The 25803-nt window shown below is 62.8% G+C and carries 24 protein-coding genes; 7 read left to right on the top strand and 17 right to left on the bottom strand.

Features of this window, described 5'->3' with window-relative positions; all coding sequences use genetic code 11:
- Positions 1–114 precede the first annotated feature (114 nt).
- The 3 genes from hemW to uvrD form a co-directional block, all read right to left on the bottom strand.
- Positions 115–1317, bottom strand: coding sequence for a radical SAM family heme chaperone HemW (gene hemW, locus G3480_RS14080; RefSeq protein ID WP_164654529.1), 1203 nt, complete (start codon positions 1315–1317; stop codon positions 115–117).
- 77 nt (positions 1318–1394) lie between these two features.
- Positions 1395–2606 carry a 30S ribosomal protein S1 gene (locus tag G3480_RS14085; RefSeq protein ID WP_164654530.1) on the bottom strand — a complete coding sequence of 404 codons (1212 nt, stop codon included), beginning with the start codon at positions 2604–2606 and terminating at the stop codon, positions 1395–1397.
- 96 nt (positions 2607–2702) lie between these two features.
- Positions 2703–4877, bottom strand: coding sequence for a DNA helicase II (gene uvrD / locus G3480_RS14090; protein ID WP_164654531.1), 2175 nt, complete (start codon positions 4875–4877; stop codon positions 2703–2705).
- A gap of 470 nt (positions 4878–5347) precedes the next feature.
- Between uvrD and hemE the strand changes: the two genes are divergently transcribed.
- Together hemE and G3480_RS14100 are read left to right on the top strand one after the other, a co-directional pair.
- Positions 5348–6412: a uroporphyrinogen decarboxylase gene (hemE, locus tag G3480_RS14095; protein ID WP_164654558.1), complete on the top strand. Its 1065-nt coding sequence runs from the start codon at positions 5348–5350 to the stop codon at positions 6410–6412.
- A 364-nt stretch (positions 6413–6776) separates the two neighbouring features.
- Entirely contained in the window at positions 6777–7322 is a 546-nt protein-coding gene (locus G3480_RS14100; protein ID WP_164654532.1) for a Uma2 family endonuclease, read from the top strand.
- Between the two features lie 301 nt (positions 7323–7623).
- On the opposite strand, the gene G3480_RS14105 is transcribed toward G3480_RS14100, so the two are convergent.
- The 6 genes from G3480_RS14105 to glgC all read right to left on the bottom strand — a co-directional run bounded on the left by G3480_RS14105 (position 7624) and on the right by glgC (position 12550).
- A complete protein-coding gene (locus tag G3480_RS14105; RefSeq protein ID WP_164654533.1) occupies positions 7624–8430 on the bottom strand; it encodes an ABC transporter permease in 807 nt (268 codons plus the stop codon).
- The gene (locus G3480_RS14110; RefSeq protein ID WP_164654534.1) at positions 8427–9053 is read right to left on the bottom strand and encodes an ABC transporter ATP-binding protein; all 627 of its coding nucleotides are present in this window, start codon (positions 9051–9053) and stop codon (positions 8427–8429) included. The genes G3480_RS14105 and G3480_RS14110 overlap by 4 nt, the downstream gene beginning before the upstream one ends.
- On the bottom strand, positions 9053–9760 hold the full coding sequence (gene trmB, locus G3480_RS14115) for a tRNA (guanosine(46)-N7)-methyltransferase TrmB (RefSeq protein WP_164654535.1): 708 nt from the start codon (positions 9758–9760) through the stop codon (positions 9053–9055). The genes G3480_RS14110 and trmB overlap by 1 nt, the downstream gene beginning before the upstream one ends.
- 454 nt (positions 9761–10214) lie before the next feature.
- A complete protein-coding gene (locus G3480_RS14120; RefSeq protein ID WP_164654536.1) occupies positions 10215–11012 on the bottom strand; it encodes a thiazole synthase in 798 nt (265 codons plus the stop codon).
- A 54-nt stretch (positions 11013–11066) separates the two neighbouring features.
- The gene (thiS, locus tag G3480_RS14125) at positions 11067–11267 is read right to left on the bottom strand and encodes a sulfur carrier protein ThiS (protein WP_164654537.1); all 201 of its coding nucleotides are present in this window, start codon (positions 11265–11267) and stop codon (positions 11067–11069) included.
- A gap of 11 nt (positions 11268–11278) precedes the next feature.
- Positions 11279–12550, bottom strand: a complete 1272-nt coding sequence (glgC, locus tag G3480_RS14130; RefSeq protein WP_164654538.1) for a glucose-1-phosphate adenylyltransferase — start codon at positions 12548–12550, stop codon at positions 11279–11281.
- Between the two features lie 329 nt (positions 12551–12879).
- On the opposite strand from glgC, the gene glgB reads away from it, so the two are divergent.
- From glgB to G3480_RS14150, 4 genes are all read left to right on the top strand, one after another.
- The gene (gene glgB / locus G3480_RS14135; protein WP_164654539.1) at positions 12880–15153 is read left to right on the top strand and encodes a 1,4-alpha-glucan branching protein GlgB; all 2274 of its coding nucleotides are present in this window, start codon (positions 12880–12882) and stop codon (positions 15151–15153) included.
- On the top strand, positions 15140–15484 hold the full coding sequence (locus G3480_RS14140) for a DUF2288 domain-containing protein (RefSeq protein WP_164654540.1): 345 nt from the start codon (positions 15140–15142) through the stop codon (positions 15482–15484). Before glgB ends, G3480_RS14140 begins: the two co-directional genes overlap by 14 nt.
- On the top strand, positions 15445–15897 hold the full coding sequence (locus G3480_RS14145) for a YaiI/YqxD family protein (protein WP_164654541.1): 453 nt from the start codon (positions 15445–15447) through the stop codon (positions 15895–15897). The genes G3480_RS14140 and G3480_RS14145 overlap by 40 nt, the downstream gene beginning before the upstream one ends.
- Positions 15898–16133: 236 nt before the next feature.
- Complete coding sequence (locus tag G3480_RS14150) at positions 16134–16706, top strand: NnrU family protein (protein WP_164654542.1); 573 nt, start codon at positions 16134–16136, stop codon at positions 16704–16706.
- Between the two features lie 144 nt (positions 16707–16850).
- Here the strand turns inward: G3480_RS14150 and G3480_RS14155 are convergent, their stop codons facing one another.
- Both G3480_RS14155 and G3480_RS14160 read right to left on the bottom strand, forming a co-directional pair.
- On the bottom strand, positions 16851–17618 hold the full coding sequence (locus tag G3480_RS14155; RefSeq protein WP_164654543.1) for a slipin family protein: 768 nt from the start codon (positions 17616–17618) through the stop codon (positions 16851–16853).
- A gap of 12 nt (positions 17619–17630) precedes the next feature.
- On the bottom strand, positions 17631–19058 hold the full coding sequence (locus tag G3480_RS14160) for an NfeD family protein (RefSeq protein WP_164654544.1): 1428 nt from the start codon (positions 19056–19058) through the stop codon (positions 17631–17633).
- A 67-nt stretch (positions 19059–19125) separates the two neighbouring features.
- On the opposite strand from G3480_RS14160, the gene moaE reads away from it, so the two are divergent.
- On the top strand, positions 19126–19596 hold the full coding sequence (gene moaE / locus G3480_RS14165) for a molybdopterin synthase catalytic subunit MoaE (RefSeq protein ID WP_164654545.1): 471 nt from the start codon (positions 19126–19128) through the stop codon (positions 19594–19596).
- 312 nt (positions 19597–19908) lie between these two features.
- Here moaE and G3480_RS14170 read toward each other — a convergent pair whose 3' ends face one another.
- Genes G3480_RS14170 through G3480_RS14195 form a run of 6 tightly spaced genes read right to left on the bottom strand, consistent with a single transcriptional unit; the run spans position 19909 to position 25739 of the window.
- Positions 19909–20250, bottom strand: coding sequence for a Na+/H+ antiporter subunit G (locus tag G3480_RS14170; protein ID WP_164654546.1), 342 nt, complete (start codon positions 20248–20250; stop codon positions 19909–19911).
- A gap of 8 nt (positions 20251–20258) precedes the next feature.
- Positions 20259–20528: a K+/H+ antiporter subunit F gene (locus tag G3480_RS14175; protein WP_164654547.1), complete on the bottom strand. Its 270-nt coding sequence runs from the start codon at positions 20526–20528 to the stop codon at positions 20259–20261.
- A complete protein-coding gene (locus G3480_RS14180) occupies positions 20522–21016 on the bottom strand; it encodes a Na+/H+ antiporter subunit E (RefSeq protein ID WP_164654548.1) in 495 nt (164 codons plus the stop codon). The genes G3480_RS14175 and G3480_RS14180 overlap by 7 nt, the downstream gene beginning before the upstream one ends.
- Positions 21013–22575, bottom strand: coding sequence for a monovalent cation/H+ antiporter subunit D (locus tag G3480_RS14185; protein ID WP_164654549.1), 1563 nt, complete (start codon positions 22573–22575; stop codon positions 21013–21015). Before G3480_RS14185 ends, G3480_RS14180 begins: the two co-directional genes overlap by 4 nt.
- A complete protein-coding gene (locus tag G3480_RS14190; protein WP_164654550.1) occupies positions 22572–22913 on the bottom strand; it encodes a Na+/H+ antiporter subunit C in 342 nt (113 codons plus the stop codon). The genes G3480_RS14185 and G3480_RS14190 overlap by 4 nt, the downstream gene beginning before the upstream one ends.
- Positions 22914–25739 (bottom strand): monovalent cation/H+ antiporter subunit A, encoded by a 2826-nt coding sequence (locus G3480_RS14195; protein WP_164654551.1) that lies wholly within the window; start codon positions 25737–25739, stop codon positions 22914–22916.
- Positions 25740–25803 lie beyond the last annotated feature (64 nt).

A 25803-nucleotide genomic window follows, 5' to 3' on the forward strand; every position in this document is an offset into this window, starting at 1 on the left:
ACTATCTGGGCATGACGGCAAACTCCGCTCCCCGCGCCGCCCAATCAGCGCCTGCAGGTTAGAACGGATTTGCCGTGTTAGAACTTCAATGCCGACTTGACAAGAGGCCTCTGGTCAACTCATCGGCGTCGGGGGGCTCAAGAAGGAGCCAACCAAATCGTCTAGGAAATCACGGCCGCGCTGGGTCGGGCAAAGGCGATCTCCGTCTTGTTCCACCAAGCCTCGCTCCACACCCTGGGCCACGTAGGGCTCCAGGCGCAGCCAAGGCAGCCCCGTCATCGCCGTAAAGAGCGATCGCTCGAACCCTGAGGTAAGGCGCATCGCGTTGAGGGCGAACTCGAAAATGACGTCCGCGTCACAGAGTTCCCTGCAGGTGCTGATGAGTGCTTCGGGGTGCTTGCCAAGATAGCGATCGGGATCACGATGCTTCGCCGTTCGCAGGATCCGAAATGCCGTCTCTCCCGCCTCGACCTTGGTGAGCTTGCCATGAGCGCCAGCGCCGATTCCCAGATAGTCCCCGAAACGCCAGTAGCCCAGGTTGTGTCGACAGCAGCGGCCTGGTCGTGCATAGGCGGAGACCTCGTAGCGTCCATAGCCTGCCGCGCCCAATAGCTCCGCGCCCTGCTCACCAATGTCCGCCGCAAGATCAACGTCCGGCATTTGCGGTGGATGCGCAAAGAATCGGGTATTGGGCTCCAATGTCAGCTGATAGTAAGAGAGATGCTCAGGCTCCAAGGCGATCAGCCGATCCAAATCCTCGGCCGCTGCCTGAAGCAACTGACCGGGGAGGCCGAACATGAAGTCCAGATTGAGATTGTCGAAGCCGGCCGTGCGTGCCATGCGAACCGCCGCACACGCCTCGGTCGGGTCATGAATGCGCCCCAGACGCTCGAGGTGACTCGCCGAAAGGCTCTGGACGCCGATCGACAAGCGATTGACACCGGCTTCGCGGTAGGCGGCGAAACGGCCAGCATCCGCGGCGCCAGGGTTGGCCTCAAGGGTCACCTCGGCATCCGCTGCAAGCTCGATCCGCGCTGCAATGCCAGCAAGCAGTCGATGAATCGCCTTGCCTGGAAAGAGACTCGGGGTTCCACCGCCGATGAAGATGGATTGCAGCGGCCTGGAAACCCCGAAGCGGTCAAGATCCGCCTCGAGATCCGCGATGAGCCGGTCGACGTAAGGGTCGAAAGGTGTGGTCCCGCCCAACGCGTGCGAGTTGAAATCGCAGTAGGGACACTTGCTGATACACCAGGGGAGATGGACGTAGAGCGAGAGCGGCGGCGCTCGGCGCTCGACGGCGGGCTCAGGCAGATTCATCCCAGGGCACTCTAGCAGCCAGAAAGACTCTCGACGTGAGAACGACGTGCGCCGCAAAGTCCCTGGCAGGTCGCGGCTCAGCGTCCCTTGTTGATGGTCTCTTTCAACAGCTCGCCGAAGCTCCCCATTGATTTCTCCGCGCCACCATTGGCGGACTTGGCTTGCTTCAGGGTCTCCGCCGCGGCCGACTCGGCCGCGCGTGTCTCATCGAGCGACAAACTGATGCGGTGCCGCTCGACATCGATACCGATGACACTGGCCTCGACAAGATCACCTTCCCTGAGAATGTCGCTCGGATGGTTGATGCGCTTCTCCGCGCCCAGCTCGCTGATATGGGCCAAGCCATCGACGCCAGGCGACAGCTCGATAAAGGCACCGAAGGGCTGGAGTCTGACCACCTTTCCCTGGGTGCGTGTCCCGACCGGAAAGGCCTCGATAGCGTCCAGCCAGGGATCGCGGCTCAGCGCGCGAATCGAGAGCGCGATCTTCTCGCGCTTCTTGGCATCGCTCGGCGGCTCGATGCGCAGCACGCTCACCTCGACGGCCTGTCCGACCTGAAGAATCTCCTTTGGGTGCTTGACGTGTCCGAAGGCCAGCTCGCTGATGTGAATCATGCCCTCCAGGCCGCCAATATCGACGAAGGCGCCATAGTCCTTGAGCGAACTCACGGTGCCGGTCAAGACAGCGCCTTCCTTGAGCGTGGCACGGGTCTCCTCGGCCTTGCGCTGCTGCGCTTCCTCCAGAAGCGCACGCCGTGAGACGACCAGATTCGGCCGACGTCCGCCCTCGAGCTTGGTTACGCGGAAGTCCAGCCGCTGGCCGACGAATTCAGAGAGATCCTCGACGAAACGGATGTCGACCTGAGACGCCGGACAAAACGCCCGCATGCCGGCGACCTGGACCTCGACACCGCCCTTGACCGCCCCGGTCACCTGGCCTTGGACAGGCAGCCCCTGGCGATAGGCGCGCTCGACCTCTTCAAGGCCGTGATACTTGTGGCCGTGCTGGCTGCCGAGCAGCAACATCCCGCTTTCTTCGTCCTTCCCCGTGACATGGCTCTCGATCAAATCGCCGACCCCATGCTTGAGCTGGCCCTCGGCGTCCTTGAGCGCGCTGAGTTCCAAGCGACCCTCTGATTTCGCACCGAGGTCGACAAAGGCATATTCCTCGCCGATGGCGATCAAGGTCCCCGTGACCTTGTCACCGACCTTGGGCTCACCTTGACTCACCTGTGGGTGGGCTTGGTCGAACTGATTGAGAAGATCTTCGAAGCTTTCTGATTCAGACATGGCTAGGCTGGCGCCGCAGGGTTGCTAGTTTTCGCTATTGTAGGGCGGAATTCAGCGCGACCACAGTCGCGGAAACCTCGCATCGCGCTTTTGGGCTCAGTCGGCGGCCTCCAGGCGTGCATAGGCAAGCACCAACCACTTGGCGCCGACATCCTGGAAATTGATCTGGATGCGCGCCTGCGCGCCGCGCCCCTCGCTGTTCAGTACGACACCCTCGCCGAACTTTGCATGACGGACACGCTGGCCGAGCTGAAAGCCCTCCGGCGCCGCGGCTCCGGAGAAATTGCCCGTCGCGGTGGATGACCCGGTCGTTCGGCGCCTAATCCCGCCGCCACGCACCTCCTCGACCAACTCGGGCGGGATCTCTCGCAAGAACCGCGAGGGTGCCGGATAGTCCTCCCGACCATAGAGCCTGCGGCTCTCGGCATGGCTCAGGTAGAGCTGCTGCATCGCGCGGGTCATGCCGACATAACAGAGTCGGCGCTCTTCTTCGAGCCGGTCCGGATCCTCGGCCGACAAGCTATGCGGAAAGAGTCCTTCTTCCAGACCCGATAGAAAGACAATGGGGAACTCCAGCCCCTTGGCGCTATGCAGCGTCATGAGCTGAACGCCGTCTTCGAACTGATCGGCCTGAGTCTCCCCGGCCTCCAGGGCCGCATGGGCTAGAAAGGCCCCGAGCGGATCGCCTTCCTCCTCCTCCAGCTCCTCCTCGAAGCGCGCGACCGTATCCACCAACTGCTCCAGGTTTTCGATGCGGTCCTGGCCCTTGCCATCCTTGTTTTTCTGATAGTGCTCCGGCAACCCGACGGTCTTCACCATGCGGTTCGTGACTTCGGCAAGCGCAAGATCTCCGGCGACTTCTTGCAGCCCCAGGACGAGATCGATGAACTTTCGCAGCGCCCCGCTCGCACGCGCGCCCAAAGCCCCGGTGATGCTGAGATCCTGGGCGGCCTGCCACAGGGAGACCTGCGCCTCACGCGCCTGCTGACGCAGCAGTTCGAGCGTTCTGTCGCCAATCCCACGCGTCGGCGTATTCACCACGCGCTCGAAGGCGGCATCGTCACTCGGATTGGACAGCAGGCGCAGATAGGCGAGTGCGTCACGGATCTCGGCACGCTCGAAGAAGCGTAGACCGCCGTAGACGCGATAGGGGATTTGCGCCTGAATCAAGGCCTCCTCGAAGAGCCGCGACTGCGCGGTGGTTCGATAGAGGATGGCGCACTCGTCGCGCCGATAGCCCTCATCCTGCACGAAGCCTCGAATCCGCTCGATGACGAAGCGCGCCTCGTCCACCTCGTTGAAGGCCGTGTAGCGACGGATGGGATCGCCTGCGGTGTCGTCCGTCCAAAGGTTCTTGCCCAGCCGCGACGGGTTGTTCGCGATCAAGGCATTGGCCGCCGCCAGAATGTTGCCCGTCGAGCGATAGTTCTGCTCCAGCCTGATGATGCGTGTGCTTGGGTAATCCTTCTGGAAGGACTGGATGTTCTCGACGCGGGCACCCCGCCAGCCATAGATCGACTGGTCGTCGTCGCCCACGGCGAAGAGTTTATCGTTGCGGCCAGCCAAGAGCCGCAGCCAGGCATATTGGATGGCGTTGGTGTCTTGAAACTCGTCGACCAGGATGTGACGAAAGCGTTGCTCGTAGTGATGCAGGATGTCTGGTCGATCCCGCAGCAACTCGAGTGAGCAGAGGAGCAGATCCGCGAAGTCCAGCAGACCGCCCCGGATCCGAACCCTTTCGTATTCCTGATAGGCCGCGATCATCTTCTCCATGAAGAAATCGCCGCCGCCATCCAAGTGCTGCGGCCGCAGGCCTTCGTCCTTCTGTTTGTTGATGAAGCCCTGGACCTGACGCGGTGGATAGCGCGACTCATCCAGTTCCATCGCCTTCAAGACGCGCTTGATCGCGCGGAATTGATCGTCCGCGTCCAGAATCTGGAAGTGCTGAGGCAGGTTGGCATCTTGCCAATGCGCACGGAGGAAACGGTGCGCCAGACCGTGGAAGGTGCCCACCCACATCCCGCCGACAGGCGCGCCCAGAATCTCCTCGATACGCCCGCGCATCTCGCGCGCGGCCTTGTTGGTGAAAGTAACCGCCAGAATCGACCAGGGTGGTATGCGCTCAACCTGGAGCAACCAGGCGATGCGATGCACCAGCACCCGTGTCTTACCTGAGCCCGCCCCGGCAAGCACAAGCAAGGTTCCCGCCTCGGCGGACACGGCGTCGCGTTGGGCGTCGTTGAGTGAATCGAGCAGATGGGAAACGTCCATCCCGGGGATTCTAGCAATCTTGTCCAGACCACCCCAGCCACATCCGTCTCCGGGCCTCGCTCGGCTCGTTCCGAGTGTTGGCCCTTTCTATACAAATTAAGTTAAGAAAGAATAATAGTAATAAGGCCTGTGGATAAATCGAAATCTCCAAAAATGTTATTTTTATCCAGCACTTGAAAGATTTTCTCGCTTGCTCGAATCTGTGGATAAGCCGTGGTCAAGTTTACCGTCGAATTTGACCCACAAAGTATCCACAGCTCTAGCAGCCTGCTTATCAACAGCTTATTGATGTCCGCAAGTCACTGATTTATATAAGCATCACAACTCAGGGGCGAGCGCTGCTCAGCGCTAGATAGCCTCGGCCTCATCTCTTTACCCTCTGCGGACGCGCAAGCTTCCACCCCACCGTAGTAGAATGGCTGGCTCGACCAGTCGTGGACATTCACAACCTTCAGATCGGGCACTGCCTCATGACCCAGTTGACCAATGACACCTTCCTCCGCGCCCTGATGCGCGAACCCGTTGACTACACTCCGGTTTGGATGATGCGCCAGGCTGGCCGCTACCTACCGGAGTACCGCGCCACGCGCGCGAAGGCAGGTAGTTTCATGGAGCTCTGCAAGAATCCGGAGCTGGCTTGCGAGGTCACCATTCAGCCGCTCGATCGCTTCCCCTTGGATGCAGCCATCCTCTTCTCGGACATCCTGACCGTGCCGGACGCGATGGGACTGGGGCTCTACTTCGCCGAAGGTGAAGGGCCGCACTTCGAGCGCCCCGTCCGCACGGCCGCGGACGTCGACCGTATCGGCATTCCGGATCCGGAAGGCGAGCTGAAGTACGTCATGGATGCCGTCTCGACCATTCGGCGTGAACTCAATGGTCGGGTGCCGCTGATCGGCTTCTCCGGCAGTCCCTGGACGCTGGCGACCTACATGGTCGAAGGCGGGGGCGCGAAAAACTTCTCGCATACCAAGGGAATGATGTTCGATCGTCCTGACCTGCTGCATAAGCTGCTGGCCAAGACCGCCGATTCCGTCACGTCCTATTTGAACGCGCAGATCGCGCGAGGCGCTCAGGCAGCGATGATTTTCGATACCTGGGGCGGCGCACTGGCACCCGCGAACTATCGTGAGTTCTCGCTCGCCTACATGCAGCGCGTCGTCGAGGGCCTGACCCGTGAGGCCGAGGGCCGTCGCGTGCCGATCATCCTCTTCACCAAGAACGGCGGACAGTGGCTCGGCGACATGGCCAAGACGGGCTGTGACGCCTTGGGCGTCGATTGGACGACCGATTTGGCCGATGCGCGTCGCCTGGTCGAGGACCGCGTCGCGCTCCAGGGCAACCTGGATCCTTGTACGCTTTACGCCTCACCCGAGCGCATCCGCGAAGAGGTCGCGCGCGTCCTTGCGAGCTACGGCAAGGGCAACGGGCACGTCTTCAACCTCGGCCACGGCATCACCCCGGATGTCAATCCAGAGCATGCGGGCGCCATGGTCGCGGCAGTCCACGAGCTAAGCCGGCAGTACCACGCCTAAGGCGTCGTTAGACCTCTTGGTCTCAGGGATGTTTGAGGGAGCCTGCGGGCTCCCTCCGTCGTTAGAAAGCGCCCATTAATTGTTTCCCGATACGAGCGATCCCGCCCGAAATCCCCCCTAGCCCCCCTTTGCGAAAGGGGGGAAGTTGTTGATGGTCACTTTCTTAGCGATGACCGGCCCATCGATGGTGTCAGCGGGGATCTCCTGCCGACATCCCGGAATTGCCGATAAACCACCCAGATTTTTGGCCAGTTCGCGACGCTGGGCAGGGTCAAAGCGGCGAGTCGCGGTTTGCGGTGGCAATGGCGTTCAGCGCAGCATCCAGACCAACGCCTTTCGCCTATCCACTTCAAACCACGCCGCTATGCATCGTCCACAGGAACGCCCGGCGGAATACGCCGATCTCTTCTCGCTCCCAGCTACGTTGGTCGGGGAGATCATCGACGGCGAGCTGCACAGGCATCCGCGCCCAGCCCCTCGCCACGCTCTCGCAGCTTCCGCCATCGGAATGGAGATCGGAAACCCCTTTCAGCGCAATCGCGGAGGCCCGGGCGGCTGGTGGATCTTGGATGAGCCGGAGCTGCACCTGGGCACCGATATATTGGTGCCCGATCTCGCGGGCTGGCGTCGCGAGCGGCTGCCACAGCTTCCGGAAACCGCCTGGATCGAGATGACGCCAGATTGGGTCTGCGAGGTGCTCTCGCCCTCGACGGCACGGATGGATCGAATGATCAAGCTGCCGCTCTATGCGGCCAACGGCATCCCTTACTGCTGGCTGGTCGACCCCAGCGCAAAGACGTTGGAGGCATTCAAACTCAGGGACGAACAATGGGTTTTACTGGCGAGCTTCGTCGATGATGCGACGGTGGCGGCCGAGCCCTTGGCGCTCGATGCCCTCTGGGCCGACTGAGATCTTCCGGCGATAGGCCGAGGCGACCTTGCATGGAGGTGAGGCCGCTTCTCTTGGCGTAGAAGCACAGCCTATCGGGGCCTTGCCTTTGGCCTCACCCTCCGGCCAAAAGCGGGCAGATTTATCTGTGAAGTTCTAGGGCTGTTCCCCCTGCGCTTCCTTCGAGGGCTTCGCGCCGCCCGAGATCGCCGCCATGATGGACGTTTCCATACTGAAGAATCGCAGCGGTAACGACATCACTCCGCTGTTCGAGGAAACATTCGAGGACGTCCTCTGGTCTGTCGAGATGCCCGCTTTCTCGCTAGTCTCGGGATCCGCTCATGAGCCGATCGAGCCTCAGGCGTTGTCGGTCGTCGAAGAGCCGGCGGGAGCCCAGCCAGACCGCCGCCATGGAGCCCAGCCCGGTCCCTCCAGAGATCAGGAACATGATCAGGAGCTGATACTTTGCGGCCTCCATGGGTGGACTGCCGGCGAGAATCTGCCCCGTCATCATGCCGGGTAGACTGACCAGGCCCGCCGTGCCCATGGCGTTCACGATGGGGATGAGGCCGGAGCGTAGGGCGTCGCGGCGAATGTCTTGGATCGCGGTCTCCCAGCCCTGACCACTGAGCAAGCGAGCCTCGATCTTCCCGCGTGACTCCCAGGCATGACGCGTGAGGTTGTCGAGCGCGATCGCCACACCGTTCATGGTGTTACCGAGCATCATGCCGAGCAAGGGGATGAGGTACTGAGGTTGGTACCAAGGCTCAACACCAATGACGACCGTCAGGGCCATCAGGGTCACGCTGAAGGACGACAGGAACATGGAGAAGGCCCCAATTCCGTATCCCCAGCCGCCTCGGTAGCGTCGCTTCTGGCGCTGCATGACCTCGAAGCCGGCGACCGAGAGCATCACGAGCGCCATGAGTCCGATCAGCGCCAGGTTGGTCTGCGCAAACAGCAGCTTCAGCACCATTCCGACCAGGGTGAGCTGAACGGCGCTGCGGGCCGCGGCGACCAGCACGCGCCGCTCGACGCCGAGCTTCAGCCGCCACGACATGCCGGCGAGCAGAAAGATGAGGATCGAGGCGACGCCCAGATCCCAAGGGCTGAGGTGGATCATCGTCATGGCTCTGACACCAAGGCGCCATCCTGGATGACATAGGCGCGGGTCGCCAAGCGTTGGCGCTGCGCGGGGTCGTGACTCACCCAGAGCACTGCTGCCGTCGCGGAGCGTCGGTAGTCATGGATGAGCCGCTCGACCTGATCGCGGTTGGCTGGGTCGAGGTTGGCCGTGGCCTCGTCTAGCAGCAGCGCCTCGGGGTTCTGGGTGAGCAGACGGATCAAGGCAAGCCGCTGACGTTCGCCGGTCGAGAGTCGCGCCACCTCCCAGTCGAGCACATCGAGATCGAAGCCAAGTTGCGCTAGCCAATCGCTGAGCCGCTCCTTCGACTTGGCTGTCTCCGCGTCGCCTCCAGGCAGATGCTCACCAACGCGCTCGGCCCACCAAAAGGACTCCGCGGGCAAGAGGCCAACGCGACGGCGCCAGACCGGCGGGCTCAGCCCGGATCTGGACTCACTCCCGAGCCACGCCTCCCCTTGGTGGGGATCAAGATCCGCGACGGCGCGCAGCAGCAGACTCTTGCCCGAGCCGGAGGGGCCAGAGAGAAAGACCAGCTCGCCGGCGTCGATTTCGAGGTCGACTGGCTTCATGAACAGATGGCCAATGGCCTCGAGCCTTAGCGAGGCCATTAGCGACGCCGATAGAGGAGATCGTGAACCGGATGGCCGAGACGCTCGCCGCGCTGCTCGAACTTGGTCAGTGGCCGCGTCGCTGGCCGAGGCGCGTAGCGCCCGACGCCAGCCGTACTCTCGAAGCAGTCGGTCGCACTGTCCAGAATCTCGAGCATCTGCTCGGCGTAAGGCTCCCAATCCGTCGCGGCGTGAAAGACGCCGCCCGGCCGGATCACCTTGGCGAGCAACTGGATCAGTTGCGGGCTTAGGATGCGGCGCTTGTGGTGCCGGCGCTTGGGCCAGGGGTCCGGGAAGAAGAGCTGGACCGCGTCTAGACTGGCCGCTGCGATGCCCTGCGTCAGCACCTCGACCGCATCATGACGCATGACTTTGAGGTTGCTCAGTCCTCTGCGCTCGATCTCGAGCAACAGATGACCGACTCCGGGGCGATGCACCTCGATGCCGAGCCAGTTTCGATTCAGATCCGCGGCGGCCATCTCGGCGAGGGAGTCCCCGTTGCCAAAGCCGATCTCCAGGACGACCGGCTTTTCACTGCCGAAGGTGGCTGCGAAGTCGATCTGCGCGCCCGGCGTCCAATCCACCCCGTGGAGCGGCCAAAGCTCGCGGAAGGCGCGGTCTTGCGCGGGGGTAAGACGGCCCTCGCGCAGCACAAAGCTGCGCACCGGGCGTCGATTGGGGGTCTTGTCGGTCGAGTGCGCGTCCAAGTCTCAGTTCGTCCAGGTGGTGTGAATCGGCCGTCGGGTGGGGCCCTGACGCCGAAGGTTCGAAAATGCGCAGGCAGGCGGCAGGTCTATCAACAAAGGAAGACTTCAACCGCGAAGAGCACGCAGTTCAAGGAGAATCTTGACGTTTTTCGCCAGGATCGGTCTATCCCCTAGGAGGAAGTGTCTTTGCGGTTTCAACCGCAGAATCTCGGATCAATCGCCCAGGAGCACGGCTTGATCGGGGACGATTTTGTTTTGAGCGTGCGGCTGGGAGATCGGCTCTCGATCATCCTTCGGTCCAACCGCGCGATCGGTGGGAGCGGCGCCCCGCCGCGATGGGGCGCCGCTCCTACGTCGCCTTGCCTGAACGATGCCCGATGCCGACTCAGCCGACTGGGCGATCCGATGATCAACGCCGGAGATCGGCTCCCAGCCGGATTCATCGGCAAGCGCCCTAGAAGAAAAGTCCCTCGATCGGCGACGAGGCGGAGGCAAACCGCTTTGCCGGCATGCGGCCCGCTTGGAAGGCCTCACGGCCGGCCTCGATCGCCTTGCGCATCGCGCTGGCCATGAGCACGGGATCCTTGGCCGCGGCGATGGCGGTATTCATGAGTACGCCGTCGCAGCCAAGCTCCATGGCTTCCGCCGCGTCGGAGGCCGTGCCGACGCCGGCGTCTACCAAGACTGGCACCTTGGCATTCTCGACGATGGTCAGGATGTTGAGCGGATTGCGAATGCCGAGGCCGGATCCAATCGGTGCCGCGAGCGGCATGACGGCGATACAGCCAATGGCCTCCAGCTCGCGCGCGACGATGGGGTCGTCATTGGTGTAGACCATGACGTCGAAGCCATCCTTGACCAGCTCTTCCGCCGCCTTGAGCGTCGCCATGACGTCGGGAAAGAGGGTTTTCTCGTCACCCAAGACCTCGAGCTTCACCAGGTTGTGACCGTCGAGCAGCTCGCGCGCGAGGCGACAGGTGCGCACCGCCGTCTCCGCGTCATAGCAGCCGGCGGTATTCGGCAAGATGGTGTAGCGTTCGGGCGAGAGCACGTCGAGGATGTTCGGCTCTCCGGGGTTCTGGCCGAGATTGGTGCGGCGCACGGCGACGGTCACGATCTCCGCGCCGCTGGCCTCGATGGCGCGGGCGGTTTCGTCCATGTCCTTGTATTTACCCGTACCGACGAGCAGGCGCGAATGGTATTCCTTGCCGGCGATGATGAGGCGATCGTGACTCTGGTTCTCTGTAGACATGAATCTCTGTGGCAGGTGCTAGTGAGTGAATTCCGGGTGAAGGGGTTGCAGTGGTCAACCACCGCCGACGGCCTGGATGATCTCCACTTTGTCGTTCGGACTCAGCTGGTGCTCGGCGAAACGACTGCGTGGGACGAGTTCGGCATTGACCTCGACCGCAAAACGCTGGCCGCCGAGTGAGAGGTCCTCGACCAGCTCGGCCATGCGTGTCCCGTCGGCGACCTCGCGTGGCGTTCCATTCAGGGTAATCTGCATGCAAGGCGCCCTCAGCGAACGTGGTTAGCGTCTTGGCCAAGCATCTCGGGGGTCACGAGCGTGATGCCCTGCTCGCTCACATAGAATCCGGCACGGCGATCGGCCTCAGGGTTCACGCCGATCTGCGTGCCTTCCTCCAGCTGGCAGAAGCGATCTACGACCGCGTTGCGGATCACACAGTTCCGCCCGATGCTGACATCGGGCAGGATCACGGAATCCTCGACGCTCGCATAGGAGTTGACGCGGACGTTGGAAAACAGCAGCGAATGACGCACGACCGCCCCGGAGATGATGCAGCCACCGGAGACCATGGAGTCCACCGCCATGCCGCGTCTGTCGTCATCGTCGAACACGAATTTGGCCGGCGGCAGCTGCTCCTGGTAGGTCCAGATTGGCCAATTCTTGTCGTAGAGATTCAGCGGTGGTGTGATGCCGATCAGCTCGAGATTGGCCTCCCAGAAGGCGTCTAGGGTGCCGACATCGCGCCAATAGGCTTGATCCCCGCTGCGCGGGTCCCTGAAGGTGTATGCCATCACCCGGTACATGCGAATCACATTGGGGATGACGTCTTTGCCGAAGTCATGACTGGAGCTTGGCGTATCGGCGTCCTTGAACAACTGCTCGAACAGGAAGCCGCGATTGAAGACGTAGATTCCCATGGATGCCAGACAGCGGTCCGTCGTGCCCGGAATGGGTTCTGGATTGTCAGGCTTTTCCGCGAAATTCGTGACCCGTTGATCCGCGTCGACGGACATGACGCCGAAGTCGCGTGCGCGCTCTGCCTCGACCTCCAGGCAACCCACTGTCATGTCGGCGCCGCTCTCGACGTGATAGGCAATCATCGCCCCGTAATCCATCTTGTAGATGTGATCACCCGCCAGCACTAGGATGTATTCCGGGTTGTGGGCACGAATGATGTCGAGATTCTGGAAGACGGCATCCGCAGTGCCGGCATACCAAGCCGTCTCGGCAACGCGTTGCTGAGCGGGCCACAGCTCCACGAACTCGCCGAACTCACCCCGCAGAAACCCCCAGCCCTTCTGGATGTGCAGAATCAATGAATGGGCCTTGTATTGCGTCAGTACCCCGATGCGTCGGATCCCGGAGTTGAGGCAGTTCGACAAGGGAAAGTCGATGATGCGAAATTTCCCGCCGAAGGGAACTGCGGGCTTGGAGCGCCAAGCGGTCAAATGCTTGAGCCGAGATCCCCGTCCCCCGGCTAGGATCAGCGCCAGGGTGTTGCGAGTCAGGCGGCTGATGAACCTGGGGTTGGATTGGGGCATAAATCCTCCTGTCGGAGACGACACTGCGGGGTTGATCAGATCGCCCTTATGGTACCATCAACACGTATTCCAACCCCTCGGATGGGGTCGGGCGCGGGAAGATTAGGGTCGAATTCCGCGCTTTCGACATCAATGTAGTCGTGAACGCAAAGAATTCCAGAAGACCGGAGGTCCAGGAGAGGCTAGACCAGGCCCCCCTCCCTCAGCGCGCCGGCGCCATCGTATTCCAAGGCCCCGCGCGATTCATACTTACCCGAATCCACATCAGGCGATCGTCAGCGCGTCCGGCGTGTCGGCCCCGCCGATAGCACGAGGTAGACACTTTACAGATGGCAACCACAACTGGCTCGGCATCCAAGCTCCCAGATTCCCTTCTACCCATCATTGAGGCGCGTCACCACGACCCCTTCGCAGTGCTGGGTCGGCACGAGGAAGGCGGCAAAGCCGTGGTTCGCATCTTCCTACCCTTGGCCGAGACTGCCCGCCTGGTCGAGGCGAATCTGCCGTTGGAGCGGCTCGAGGGCTCGGATTTCTTCATTGGTGAAGCAGATTCCGCCAAGGTTCCGGAGCGCTACCAGATCGAGTGGACGGATGGCGCCGGCGCGGTTCATCAGACTTACGACGCTTACTGCTTCCCACCGGTCCTGTCGGATTTCGATCTCCACCTTTTGGGTGAGGGTCGCCACTGGCACGCCTATCGGGTTCTCGGCTCCCACTACCACGAGGTCGACGGCGTCTCGGGTATCCAGTTCGCGGTCTGGGCGCCCAACGCAGAGCGGGTGAGCGTGGTCGGCGACTTCAATGCCTGGGACGGACGCACCTATCCGATGCGCGTGCGCGGCGGATCCGGCGTTTGGGAACTCTTCATTCCGGGCCTGGAGCCCGGCGGCTACTACAAGTACGAAATCCGTGACCGCGCGTCGCACATCCATATCAAGATCGATCCCTACGCCCAGGCCTTCCAAGAGCGTCCTCAGACAGCCGGTATCTTGGCTGCGGTAAGTGAGTTTCGCTGGTCGGATGAAGACTGGATGGCGGCGCGCAAGGATTCCAGCTGGCAGCACAGGCCGATGTCCGTCTACGAGGTGCATCTCGGCTCTTGGCGGCGCGACGAGAACGGCAACTTCGTCAACTATCGCATCCTCGCCAAGGAGATTGCTGACTACGCACTCAAGTTGGGCTTCACCCACATCGAGCTGCTGCCCGTCACGGAGCATCCGCTCGACGCCTCTTGGGGCTATCAGTGCACGGGCTATTTCGCCCCGACGGCTCGCTTCGGCAGCCCGGACGATTTTCGTTTCTTCGTCGATTACATGCACTGCCAGGGAATCGGTGTCCTGCTGGACTGGGTGCCGGCCCACTTCCCGAAAGATGCCTACGCCCTAGCACGCTTCGACGGCACGGCGCTCTACGAGCACGCCGATCCGCGGATGGGTGAGCACAAGGACTGGGGCACGCTGATCTTCAACTTCGGCCGCAACGAGGTGAAGAACTTCCTCCTCTCGAGCGCGCTCTACTGGCTCGAGGAGTTCCACATCGATGGCCTGCGTGTGGACGCGGTCGCCTCCATGCTCTACCTCGATTACTCGCGCAACGCCGGCGAGTGGATCCCGAACAAGTACGGTGGGAACGAGAATCTCGAGGCCGTCGATTTCATTCGCGAGCTGAACTTGGTCACCCATGAGCAGTATCCCGGCACCCTGATGATCGCGGAGGAGTCCACCTCCTGGCCGGCGGTCTCCCGGCCGACCTATCTCGGCGGCCTCGGCTTCAGCATGAAATGGAACATGGGCTGGATGCACGACACCCTGTCATACATGCAGAAGGATCCCATCTATCGGCATTTCCATCACGACCTGCTGACCTTCGGGCTGCTCTACGCCTTCACTGAGAACTTCGTGCTGCCCTTTTCGCACGACGAGGTGGTGCACGGTAAGCAGTCGATGCTGGACAAGATGCCGGGTGACGCCTGGCAGAAGTTTGCCAGTCTGCGCCTGCTCTACACCTTCATGTTCAGCTACCCCGGCAAGAAGCTCTTGTTCCAGGGCTGCGAGTTCGGCCAGGGCCAGGAGTGGAACTTTGCGGCCTCCCTGGACTGGGAGCTTCTTGAGCGGCCGCAGCATCAAGGGCTGCAGCAACTCGTCTCGGACCTCAATCGGCTCTACAAGGGCGTGCCCGCCTTGCACGAAGTGGATTTCGAGGCAGCCGGCTTCGAGTGGATCGACTGCCACGACAGCTCGCAGTCTGTCCTGAGCTACATTCGCAAGTCCAAGTCGGGCAAGGAGATGATCGTCGCCGTGTTCAACTTTACCCCGGTACCGCGCGTGAACTACCGCATTGGTGTGCCGGCGCAGGGCTTCTATCGCGAGGCAGTCAACTCCGACGCGGAACTCTACGGCGGCAGCAATGTGGGCAACCAAGGCGGACTCGAATCCGAGCCCGTAAGCTGGATGGGACGACCACACTCGCTGATGGTGTCCTTGCCGCCCCTCGCGGGGCTCATCCTGGTGCATGAGTCGGACCCGGTCGAGACGCTGGAAGCGGATGTCGAGACGCCGATCGAGGTCGAGCCAGAGGCGGACGAGCCGAATGGAGCCGATTGACGTCTCCGACGATCTGCAGCGTGCCAAGCTCAATCAAGAGACCGCCAAGATCCGCTGGACCGAACTCCAGCGCTTCTTCGCCCAAGGGGTGGTGCTCTGGGTGCGGCCCGGCCTCGATCTGGTCGACATCGCCATGGCCATGACCAAGGATGATGCCGAAAGGATTCGGGCCGAGCGCTCAGCCGGTGGAATCTGCCCGGTGACGGACCAGCAGGCCCGTGAATGGCTGGAAGAAGACGCCTGTCTCTGGGCGGTGGTCGTCAAGCCCTGGATCCTGGCTCAGGAGGCCGAATGCACATCTGGGTCGATGCCGACGCCTGCCCACGGGTAGTCAAAGACATCCTCTTTCGTGCCGCGGAGCGCCTCAGTGTAGCGCTGACGCTGGTGGCGAATCAGCCCATGAGTCTGCCGCCCTCGCGCCACATCCGCGCGATACAGGTCTCGGCGGGCTTCGACGTGGCGGACAACGAGATCGTCAAGCGGCTGGAGCCTGGCGATTTGGTGATCACGGCCGACATCCCGCTCGCCGCCGAGGTCATCGCCAAGGAGGGTCACGCCTTGAATCCACGCGGCGAGATCTATACCAAAGAGAACATCCGTGAACGGCTCAACATGCGGGACTTCATGGAGACGCTGCGCGCGAGCGGCGTGCAGACCGGAGGCCCGCCAGCCTTGAGCGCGGGGGACCGGCAGGCATTCGGCAATGCCTTGGACGCCTTTCTGGCCAAGCACCTAAAACGCTGAGCGGTGGCTAACCAGCTTGCGGGTCTTGCGGCCGAGGGCGCCTGAACTCGCTCGCCCCGGCGCGAATGTCGCCGAGGCCCTTTATCATCGACTCGAGCCAGCCGCTCGGTGAGTGGGAGCGGCGCCCCGCCGCGATCAGGCCGCGTCACGCCGAGGGCTGCGTTCCCAGGTCGCCGTGCGACCCATGGACGATGCTCGGCCGAGCTTTCAATAAATCACGATTAGGAGTCGTTCGGATGGCCTTACTGATTCTTGGACTGATCCTTTTCCTCGGGACGCATTCAATCTCCATCGTCAAGCCCGGACTTCGGACCAGCGTCGTCGAGCGCTTCGGCGTACCCGCTTGGCAAGGCGTCTACGCGATCTTTTCGCTCGTTGGATTCGTGCTCATCGTCAACGGTTACGATGCGACACGCGACGCGCCCATCGTCCTCTACGATCCCCCGACCTGGATGAAGCACATCACGCTCCTGCTGATGCTGCCGGTCTTCACCTTCCTCTTCGCGGCCTATCTTCCGGGCCGTATCCAGTCGGCGGTGAAACATCCCATGCTCCTGGCCGTGAAGATCTGGGCCCTGGCTCACCTGCTCGCCAACGGCAACCTCGGCGATGTGCTGCTCTTCGGCTCCTTCCTGGCTTGGGCCGTGGCGGACCGCATCTCGCTCAAGCGGCGGGCGGGACCGCCGGTTCAGGGCGCCCCGCCGAGCAAGGTGAATGACGCCATTGCCGTTGTCGGCGGACTGGTGCTCTATGTGCTCTTTATCTTCTGGCTGCACCACGCGCTGTTCGGCGTTGCACCCATTCACTAAGCAAGTGTCCATAAATTGTTTCCCGATGCGAGCGATGCCGCCCGAAATCCCCCCTAGCCCCCCTTTGCGAAAGGGGGGAAGTTGTTGATGGTCACTTTCTAAGGTCGTCCGCTTCAGCGCGACCTGGAGGGCGCGCTTGCGTGCTCAGTCGCCCTTCGCTTTCGCCTCCGCCTGCTTCAGGAGCGGCGTAATCAGATCCATCGGCAGCGGGAAGACGATGGTCGATGTGCGATCCCCGGCGATCGCCGTCAGCGTCTCGAGAAAGCGCAGCTGAATCGCCTGGGGCTGCTGCGAGAGCGTCCGTGCCGCCTGCATCAGCTTCTCCGCCGCCTGTTGCTCGCCTTCCGCGTGAATCACCTTGGCGCGTCTTGAGCGCTCCGCCTCGGCCTGCTGGGCGATGGCGCGGATCATCGACTCGTCCAGGTCGACGTGCTTGATCTCGACGTTCGCGACCTTGATGCCCCAGGCATCCGTCTGTGTATCGAGAATCTGCCGAATGTCGTCGTTGAGCTTCTCGCGCTCGGCCAGCATCTCGTCGAGTTCATGCTGACCGAGCACGGAGCGGAGCGTGGTTTGTGCCAGCTGGCTCGTCGCCATGCGGTAGTCCTCGACTTGAATGATGGCCCGCTCGGGGTCGACGACACGGAAATAGACCACCGCATTGACTTTGACCGACACGTTGTCGCGTGAGATGACGTCCTGGCTGGGCACGTCCATGACTTGAACCCGGAGATCCACCCGCACCATGTTCTGGATGCCGGGGATGACGAGGATGAAGCCGGGGCCCTTGACGCCGGTGAAGCGACCGAGCGTGAAGATGACGCCGCGGACATACTCGCGCAGGATGCGGATGGAGGCGATGAAAAATCCGCCCACCAGAATCAAAGGAAATAGATAGATCTCAATAGGCATGCGCGTTCTCCTTCAGGACTTGGGGCTGGGTTTGACGATCAGGGTGAGTCCGTCACGGCCGGTGACTTCGACCGAGGTACCCGTGGCAATCGGCTCATCCGCGCGGGCACTCCAGATCTCTCCGTGCAAGTGCACGCTGCCGCGCCCCGGGAAGCCGGAGACGGCCGCGCCCGTGGCGCCGATCAACTCCTCGCCGCCGGTGACGATGGGGCGCCGATGCGCCTTCAGCGCCAACCCCGCGACGAAGAAGAGCAGGATTGCGCTCATCAGCGCCAAACCGATGATGAGCGGCAGCGATATGCCGAGGCCTGGCGCCTGGGTGTCGATCAGAATCAGCGATCCGAAGACGAAGGCGGCGATGCCGCCGAGCCCCAGCCCACCGAAGCTGGGTGAGAAGGCTTCCGCTACCATGAGCGCCAAGCCTAACCCTATGAGTGCCAGACCGGCGTAGTTGATCGGCAACAGCTGGAAGGCGTAGAGCGCCATCAGCAGGCTCAAGGCGCCGACTGTTCCGGGCAGCACCGCGCCAGGATTGGAGAACTCGTAGATCAGGCCGTAGATCCCAATGAGCAGCAGGATGTAAGCCACATTAGGGTTGCTGAGCACGGACAAGAGGCGCGTCTTCCAGTCCGGTTGCAGGGTCACCACAGTCGCACCGGCCGTGCGGACCTGCACGACGCTGTCTCCCAGCTTCAGGGAGCGCCCGTCAATGGTCTCGATCAATGCCTCCAGGCTTGGCGTGATGACATCAATAATGTTCAGCCGCAGCGCCTCCTCGGCGGATAGGCTTGCGCCCTCGCGGACCGCTTGCTCCGCCCACTCGGCGTTGCGTCCATGCAGGGCCGCGAGACTGCGGATGTAGGCCGCCGCGTCGTTGACCACCTTGCGCGTCATGGCATCGCCCAGGACCGCTTTTTCGGTGCTGATACCTGAGCCTGGCTCAGTCTCCGGCGCCTCGGGTTCGGTCGCATCCTCTGCGCCCTTGCTGGCTGATGGCGTGGACTTTGGCAGCCCGCCGAGTTGGACCGGCGTCGCCGCGCCGAGGTTCGTCCCGGGCGCCATAGCGGCGAAGGGACAGGCGTAGAGAATATAGGTGCCGGCGCTGGCCGCGCGGGCACCCGTCGGCGCGACATAGCAGGCGATGGGCACCTTTGCCGCTGTAATCGTCTTGACGATGGCGCGCATGGAGGTGTCGAGACCGCCTGGGGTGTCGATGCGGAGCACCAGGAGCGCGGCGCTCTGCCCCTCGGCTTGCGCGACCGATTCCTGGACATAGCTGGCGGTCGCCGGTCCGATGGCGCCCTCGATGTCCATCACAAGAACCTCGCGACCGCCGGGTGGATTCGGCGCGTCCGCCGTTGCGAATCCAGGCATCACGCCCAACAGGATGCTCAGGAACCAGATGCCTGCCAGCCGCCACAAAGAGATTGGATGTGCCATTGACCCTTCTCCAGAACCGCCCCAGTGGGGCTATCTTCAAAGCTTAGACTGTCTTTCGGAGTGAGCCTTGACGACACGCATCCTCGTTCAGCCCGACCCATTCGACACCGCCGCCGAGCAAGCTGAGCTTTGTCGCGGAAACCCAAGCGTTGGTGCCCTCGTGACCTTCGTTGGTTTAGTGCGTGATCTCAATGATGGCAAGCGCGTCCACCGCATGACCTTGGAGCACTATCCGGGGATGACAGAGAAGGCGCTGCGCGAGATTGCCGATGCGGCGACTTGCCGCTGGAGCCTGGAGGGGCTCACCCTCATCCACCGTGTCGGGCCCTTGGAGCCCCAAGACCCCATCGTCTTCGTCGGCGTGGTCAGCCAGCATCGCGGCGAGGCCTTCCGCGCCTGCGAATTCCTGATCGACGCGCTCAAGACAGGGGCGCCCTTCTGGAAGAAAGAGCAGGGTGAAGACGGCGAGCGCTGGGTCGAGGCCCGGGCGTCAGATGACGCTGCTGCCGGGCGTTGGCGGGAGGGCGTGGAACCCTGAGGTGATTTCCGGGAAACAACATACCCGCAGTACCGATCCCGATGGGCAAAGCCCTGGCGATGCGCTTCTTTCGGAGTGCCGAGGGTCGCGGGGCGTGCCCATCATCCCCGCTCAGCGCTTTGCAGGATGGGCACGTCCGTCCAGCGCCGAGGTGACGCTCAAGCCCCGAGTGCGGACTTTGCCCATCCTACCGCCCCGCGCCTTTGGGGTAAGGTCATTTCCGGAGTTCGCCTGCAGGCGCAAATCGCACGCAGGGAAAGTTGCTCTACCAATGAACTGCTGGCCGTGCGTGGCGACATCCACCAGCAGAGACTACTGGCCTTCCCCTGAATCCGCCTCCTCGACCTCATGCGGTGGCGCCGCCAGTGACTTCACTCTGAGATGCAATGCCGCCTTAGACAGCAGGTGTGCGCTCACGGGTGCCGTGATGAAGAGAAAGAGCGTCACCAGGACTTCGTGGAAGCTGATCCCCTCTCCCTGGCTGCTGAAGTGGATCATGGAGGCGATCAGCAAGCTGCCCACGCCCAGAGTCGTTGCCTTGGTCGGCCCATGCAGTCGTGTGTAGAAATCCGGCATGCGCGCCAGACCCAGCGAGCCGATGAAGGTGAAGAGGGCGCCGATCAGGATGAGAACGGAGAGTGTGATGTCCAACATGGGCTGGCCTATTCGATGATGTCGCCGCGCAGCAGGTACTTGCAGAGCGCGACCGTGCCGACGAAGCCCATCATGGCGATGAGGATCGCGGCCTCGAAGTAGAGTTCGGAGCTGAGATGGATGCCGAGCAGCACCAATAAGGCGATGGAATTCACGTAAAGGGTGTCCAGGGCGAGGATTCGGTCCGGCTCGTCCGGCCCGCGCAGCAAACGCCACAGGGTGAGTGCAAGGGCTGCGGTGACCAGACCGAAGGCGATGGCCAGGGCTGTGCTCAACATGGCTCGAAGACCTCCAGCAAGGGCGCCTCATAGCGGCGCTTGATGGTTTCCACTAAGGCGTCCGGGTCCTTCACGTCCAGCCCTTGGACGATCAGACGGCGTCGATCCGGACTCAGCCAGGACGAGACCGTGCCCGGCGTGAGCGAGATGGTGTTGGCGAGGATGCTGATGCCGATGTCCGTGGTCAGGCTGAGCGGGACCACCACGAATGCGGGCGTCGTATGCTTCGGGCCGCGCAGAATCAGCCAAGCGACCGCCACATTGGCGACGACGATGTCGTAGAGCAGCACGACGACGAAGCGTAAGAGTGTGAGCGGCTTGCGCACCCGCACCTCAGCTGGCCAAAAGCGCAGCGTGAAGAGCGGGATCGCCCATCCCAACAAGAGGCCGAGGATGATCGCGCCCGGCGAGAGACTGTTGACCAGCAGGACCCAGATCAGTGCCAGGGTCGGTGTCAATATCGGGTGCGGCAGCAGCCAGCGCTTCATGGATTCACCCCAGCGGAAAGGGGCGCTAAGACCGCCCTGATGTAGCCTTGCGGATGCAGGAGCTGATCGGCGGTCGCGGTGCAGAAGTCCACCATGGGTCCGGATGCCGCCAAGAGCCCGACGCAGAGTGCGAGCAGACCCATCACGGCAAGCAGTCTCATGGTCCCATTGCCTGCGTGCTCGTGCTGCCAGGCCTCGATCGACGCGGACGGATCGGCCGCGATCGGCGAGCCCTTGGCGGTCTTGAAGAAGAGGACGCTGCCGGAGCGTCCTAGGGCGATCATCCCGAGCAGACCGGCCGTCAAGACGCTTGCCAAGATCCAGGGCCAGCGCGCCGATTCGAGCGCCGCTTGCAGCACCAGGAACTTCCCGATGAAGCCTGATAGCGGCGGCAGCCCAACCACGAGCAGCGCCGTGAAGAAAAAGAGCCCCCCGACCAAGCCCGCCTGCGACATCTTCGGCCCGACCCTGAGGCGGTCGAGCGCCGCCCCGCGACGACTGGCGATCACGTCCGCGAGGAGAAAGAAGGCGGCCGTCCCGAAGGTCGTATTGACCAGATAGTAGAGCCCAGCGGCGATACCCGCCGTGCTGTCCAGCCCGAAGGCAGTCAAGAGGAGTCCGACCGAGACCACCACGAGATAGGCGATCTGCCGCTTCAGCTCATCCGCGGAGAGTGCTCCCAGGGCGCCAAGCAGCAGCGTGACCAGGCCCAGCGGCAGCAGCCAGCTTGTATAGAGTTCTGCCACGGGCCCGGCTTCGGGACCGAACATCAGGGTGCCGACGCGCAGCAGACAGTAAGCCCCGACCTTGGTCATGATGGCGAAGAGCGCCACCACGGGTGCCGATGTGGCCGAATAGGCCGCCGGCAGCCAGAGGTGCAAGGGGACCAAGGCGGCCTTGAGGGCGAAGACGGCGAACAACAGCAGCCCAGCGGTGCGCGCCATGCCCACATCCTCGGGCGGGGTCTCCGCCAGCTTGACGGCCAGGTCTGCCATGTTGAGCGTCCCGAGCACGCCGTAGAGCGTGCCCGCCGCGAAGAGGAAGAGTGTCGAGCCCGCCAGATTGAGCACGACGAAGTGCAGACCGGCGCGGATGCGGCGCGCGCCGCCGCCATGCACCATGAGCCCATAGGAGGCGAGCAGCAGGATCTCGAAGAAGACGAAGAGGTTGAAGAGATCCCCGGTGAGGAAGGCGCCGTTGAGCCCGAGCAGCTGCAGCTGGTACATCGAATGGAAGTGCCGGCTGCCGCGGTCCGTTCCCTGCATGGCATAGAACAAGGCGAAGAAGGCAAGCAGGGCCGTGATCAACAGCATCCAGGCGGCCAGCCGGTCGGCCACCAGGACGATGCCATAGGGCGCCGGCCAATTACCTAGGTTGTAGGTCAGGACCTCACCGCTGCTGACGGTCGCCAGCAGCATCACGGCCACCGCCACCTGGACGCCAACCGCAGCCAGATTGAAGCCGCGGCGGGCCCACAAGGGGATGAGGCGCCGGCTCAGGAGCAGCCCGGTCCCAGCGAGCAGTGGGATGAGGACAGGCGCGATCGTCAACGTCGTCACGGCGCATCCCCTTGGCTCGGGCGCCCGTCGACGTGGTCATTGCCCAGCTCGGCGCGTGCCTTGAGTGAGAGCATGATGACGAAGGCCGTCATCGCGAAGCTGATGACGATGGCGGTCAGCACCAGTGCCTGGGGCAGGGGATCCGTATAGTGCGTCGCCCCGTCGTGGATGATCGGCGGGGCGCCGATGGTGAGCCGCCCGCTCGCGAAGAGAAAGAGGTTCACCGCATAGGTCAGCAGCGTCAGCCCGAGCACCACGGGAAAGGTCCGCGCGCGCAGCATCAAGTAGACACCACAGGCGGTGAGCACGCCGACCATCAAACTCATCAAGGCTTCCATTCAGCGCGGCTCCTGTTGCAGCTTCGGGTCCGGGTGACTTGCATCATGCATGAGTCCCAAGTGGATGAGGATCAGCAAGGTTGCCCCGACCACGACCAAGAAGACGCCCAGGTCGAACGCCATCGCCGAGGCCAGCTCGAAGTCCCCGACCACCGGCCAGTGAATATGGGTGAAGGTCGAGGTCAGGAATGGATAGCCGAGCAGGATGCTCACCAAGCCAGTGACCGTCGCGATCAGCAGTCCGGCGCCGATCAAGGGATGCATGTTGTCGGACATGCGCTGGTGCGTCCAGGCGACCCCATTGGTCAGGTACTGCATGATGAGTGCGACCGCCGTGATGAGTCCGGCAATGAAGCCGCCGCCGGGCTGATTGTGTCCGCGCAGGAAGATGAAGACCGAGACCAGCAGTGCAAGCGGCAGCAGCAGCCGCGTGAGCGCCGCCATGATGCTCGGGTGTGCGTCCCAGTTCCAGGCGCGACCCCTGGCGTCGCGCGCCAGCCCGGTGAGTTCCAAATCCTTGAGCATGGCGTAGATTCCCAGCCCCGCCAGGGCCAGCACCGAGATTTCGCCCAGGGTGTCATAGCCGCGGAAGTCGACCAGGATGACATTCACGACATTGGTGCCGCCGCCGCCCGGAACGCTGTTCTCGAGGAAGAAGCTCGAGATGGATTCATGCGGCCGCGTCAGCATCGCCCAGGTCAGCGCCCCGGCGGAGCCGCCCGCCAGCAAGGCCAGCACGGTATCGCGAATACGCCGAGGGCGGCTCGACTCACGCGGGCTGCGCTGCGGCAGGAAGTAGAGCGCGAGCAGCAGCAGCACGATGGTCACCACCTCCACCGAGAGCTGAGTCAAGGCGAGGTCGGGCGCGGAGAACTTCACGAATATCAGCGCGACCAGCAAACCCAGGGCGCCCACGACCACCAGAGCCGTCAGCCGGCGGTGATGCAGTATCAGCGTCGCCAAGGTTACGACGATCAGCGCCAGGGCGATGAAGACACTCACGGCATCGGCCGCAAGCAGCGCCCGCGGCCCGGTCAGCGGGCTGCCGCTGCCCAGGGCCCCCGCGAGCCCCATTGCGATGACAGAGACCACGAAAACAACCATCAAGCGCTGCAGCGAGCCGCGGTCTAGGGCATTGGTTAGAGCAGTCGCGAATCCCGCCACAGTGCGCACGATCGAATCATAATAGGCGCCGGCGTCTAACACCCCCTCGAGCCGGTTGGCCTGCCGAAACAGCGGCTTGCGCGCCGAATAGACGAGCAGGCCGCCGAAGAGCGCAATCAAGCTCATGAGCAGCGGCAGGTTGAAGCCGTGCCAAATGGCAAGGTCGAAGCGCGGCGGCGGGGCCTGGAGCACGCTGGTCGCGGCCACCTTGAGCGGCCAGGCGACCGTCATTGCCGGGAACATCCCCACCAGTACGCAGATGCCGACCAGGATCTCGGCCGGCACCTTCATCCAAAAGGGCGGCTCGTGCGGTGTCTTGGGGAGATTGATGGGATCGCCATTGAAGAAGACGTCGTGGATGAACCGCAATGAATAGGCGACCGCCAGCACGCCGGCCAAGGCCACCAGTGTGGGCAGCATCCAGCCCCAGGGCCGATCCGAGAAGAAGTCCGTCGTTTCGGCAAAGAACATCTCCTTCGACAGAAATCCATTGAACAGCGGCACGCCGGCCATGGACGCCGCCGCCACCATGGCGAGCGTTGCCGTATAGGGCATGAATTTCCAGAGCCCGTTGATCCGGCGCATGTCACGGGTGCCGCACTCATGATCGATGATGCCTGCGGCCATGAAGAGCGACGCCTTGAAGGTTGCGTGATTGATGATGTGGAAGAGGCCCGCGACCGCGGCCAGCGGCGTTGCCAAGCCAAACAGCAGTGTGATGAGTCCAAGGTGGCTAATGGTCGAGTAGGCCAGCAAGCCTTTGAGATCGTGCTTGAAGAGGGCAAACCAGGCACCGATCAGCAAGGTGCTGAGGCCGGCGCCGATCACCAGCCAGCTCCACTCCGGCGTGCCGGAGAGCACCGGGAAGAGCCGCGCGAGCAGAAAGATGCCCGCCTTCACCAGCGTCGCCGAGTGCAGATAGGCCGAAACGGGCGTTGGCGCCGCCATGGCGCGCGGCAGCCAGAAATGGAAGGGGAACTGTGCGGACTTGGTGAAGGCTCCGATGAGAATCAGCACCAGCATCGGCGTATAGAGCGGGTCGGCGCGGATGACGTCACCCTGCGCCAAAATGACCGAAAGCTCGTAGCTCCCAGCCATCTTGCCCAGCAGCATGAAGCCGCCGAGCAGTGCCAGCCCGCCAAGGCCCGTGACCGTGAGCGCCATGCGCGCGCCCTGCCGCGCCTCCTTGCCCTGATAGGAATAGCTGATCAACAGGAAGGAGGAGAGACTCGTCATCTCCCAGAAGATCAGCAGGACGATCAGGTTCTCCGACAAGACCACGCCGAGCATGGAGCCCATGAAAAGCAGCAGATAGGCGTAGAAGCGTCCCATCCCAGGCTTGGGATTTTGCGCATCGTCGGAGAGGTAATAGCGGGCGTAGAGGATGACGAGCAGCCCGATGCCCAGGATCATGGTGGTGAAGAGGAGGGCCAAACCGTCGAAGCGGAAGGCCAGGTCGACCCCGGCTTGAGGAATCCAGCTCCAGCGTTGGATGATGACCTCACCCTTGAAGGGCGCCGTCAAAGTGGGCGCCAGGATGATCAGGGCCAGCAGGGTCATGCCGCCCGCGACCCAGGCGGTGCGCCGCGCGCCGAAGCGTGCGGCCCAAGCGGTCAAGGCGGCCCCAATGAAGGGGGTAAGGATGACGAGTGGCAGATTCATGCGATTGAATTCTGTGATGAAGACCGAACTCCGAGGCGGGCAAAAGGATACCATTGATCCCGAA

The organism is Thiorhodococcus mannitoliphagus (assembly GCF_010915725.1).
GTDB classification, from domain to species: domain Bacteria; phylum Pseudomonadota; class Gammaproteobacteria; order Chromatiales; family Chromatiaceae; genus Thiorhodococcus; species Thiorhodococcus mannitoliphagus.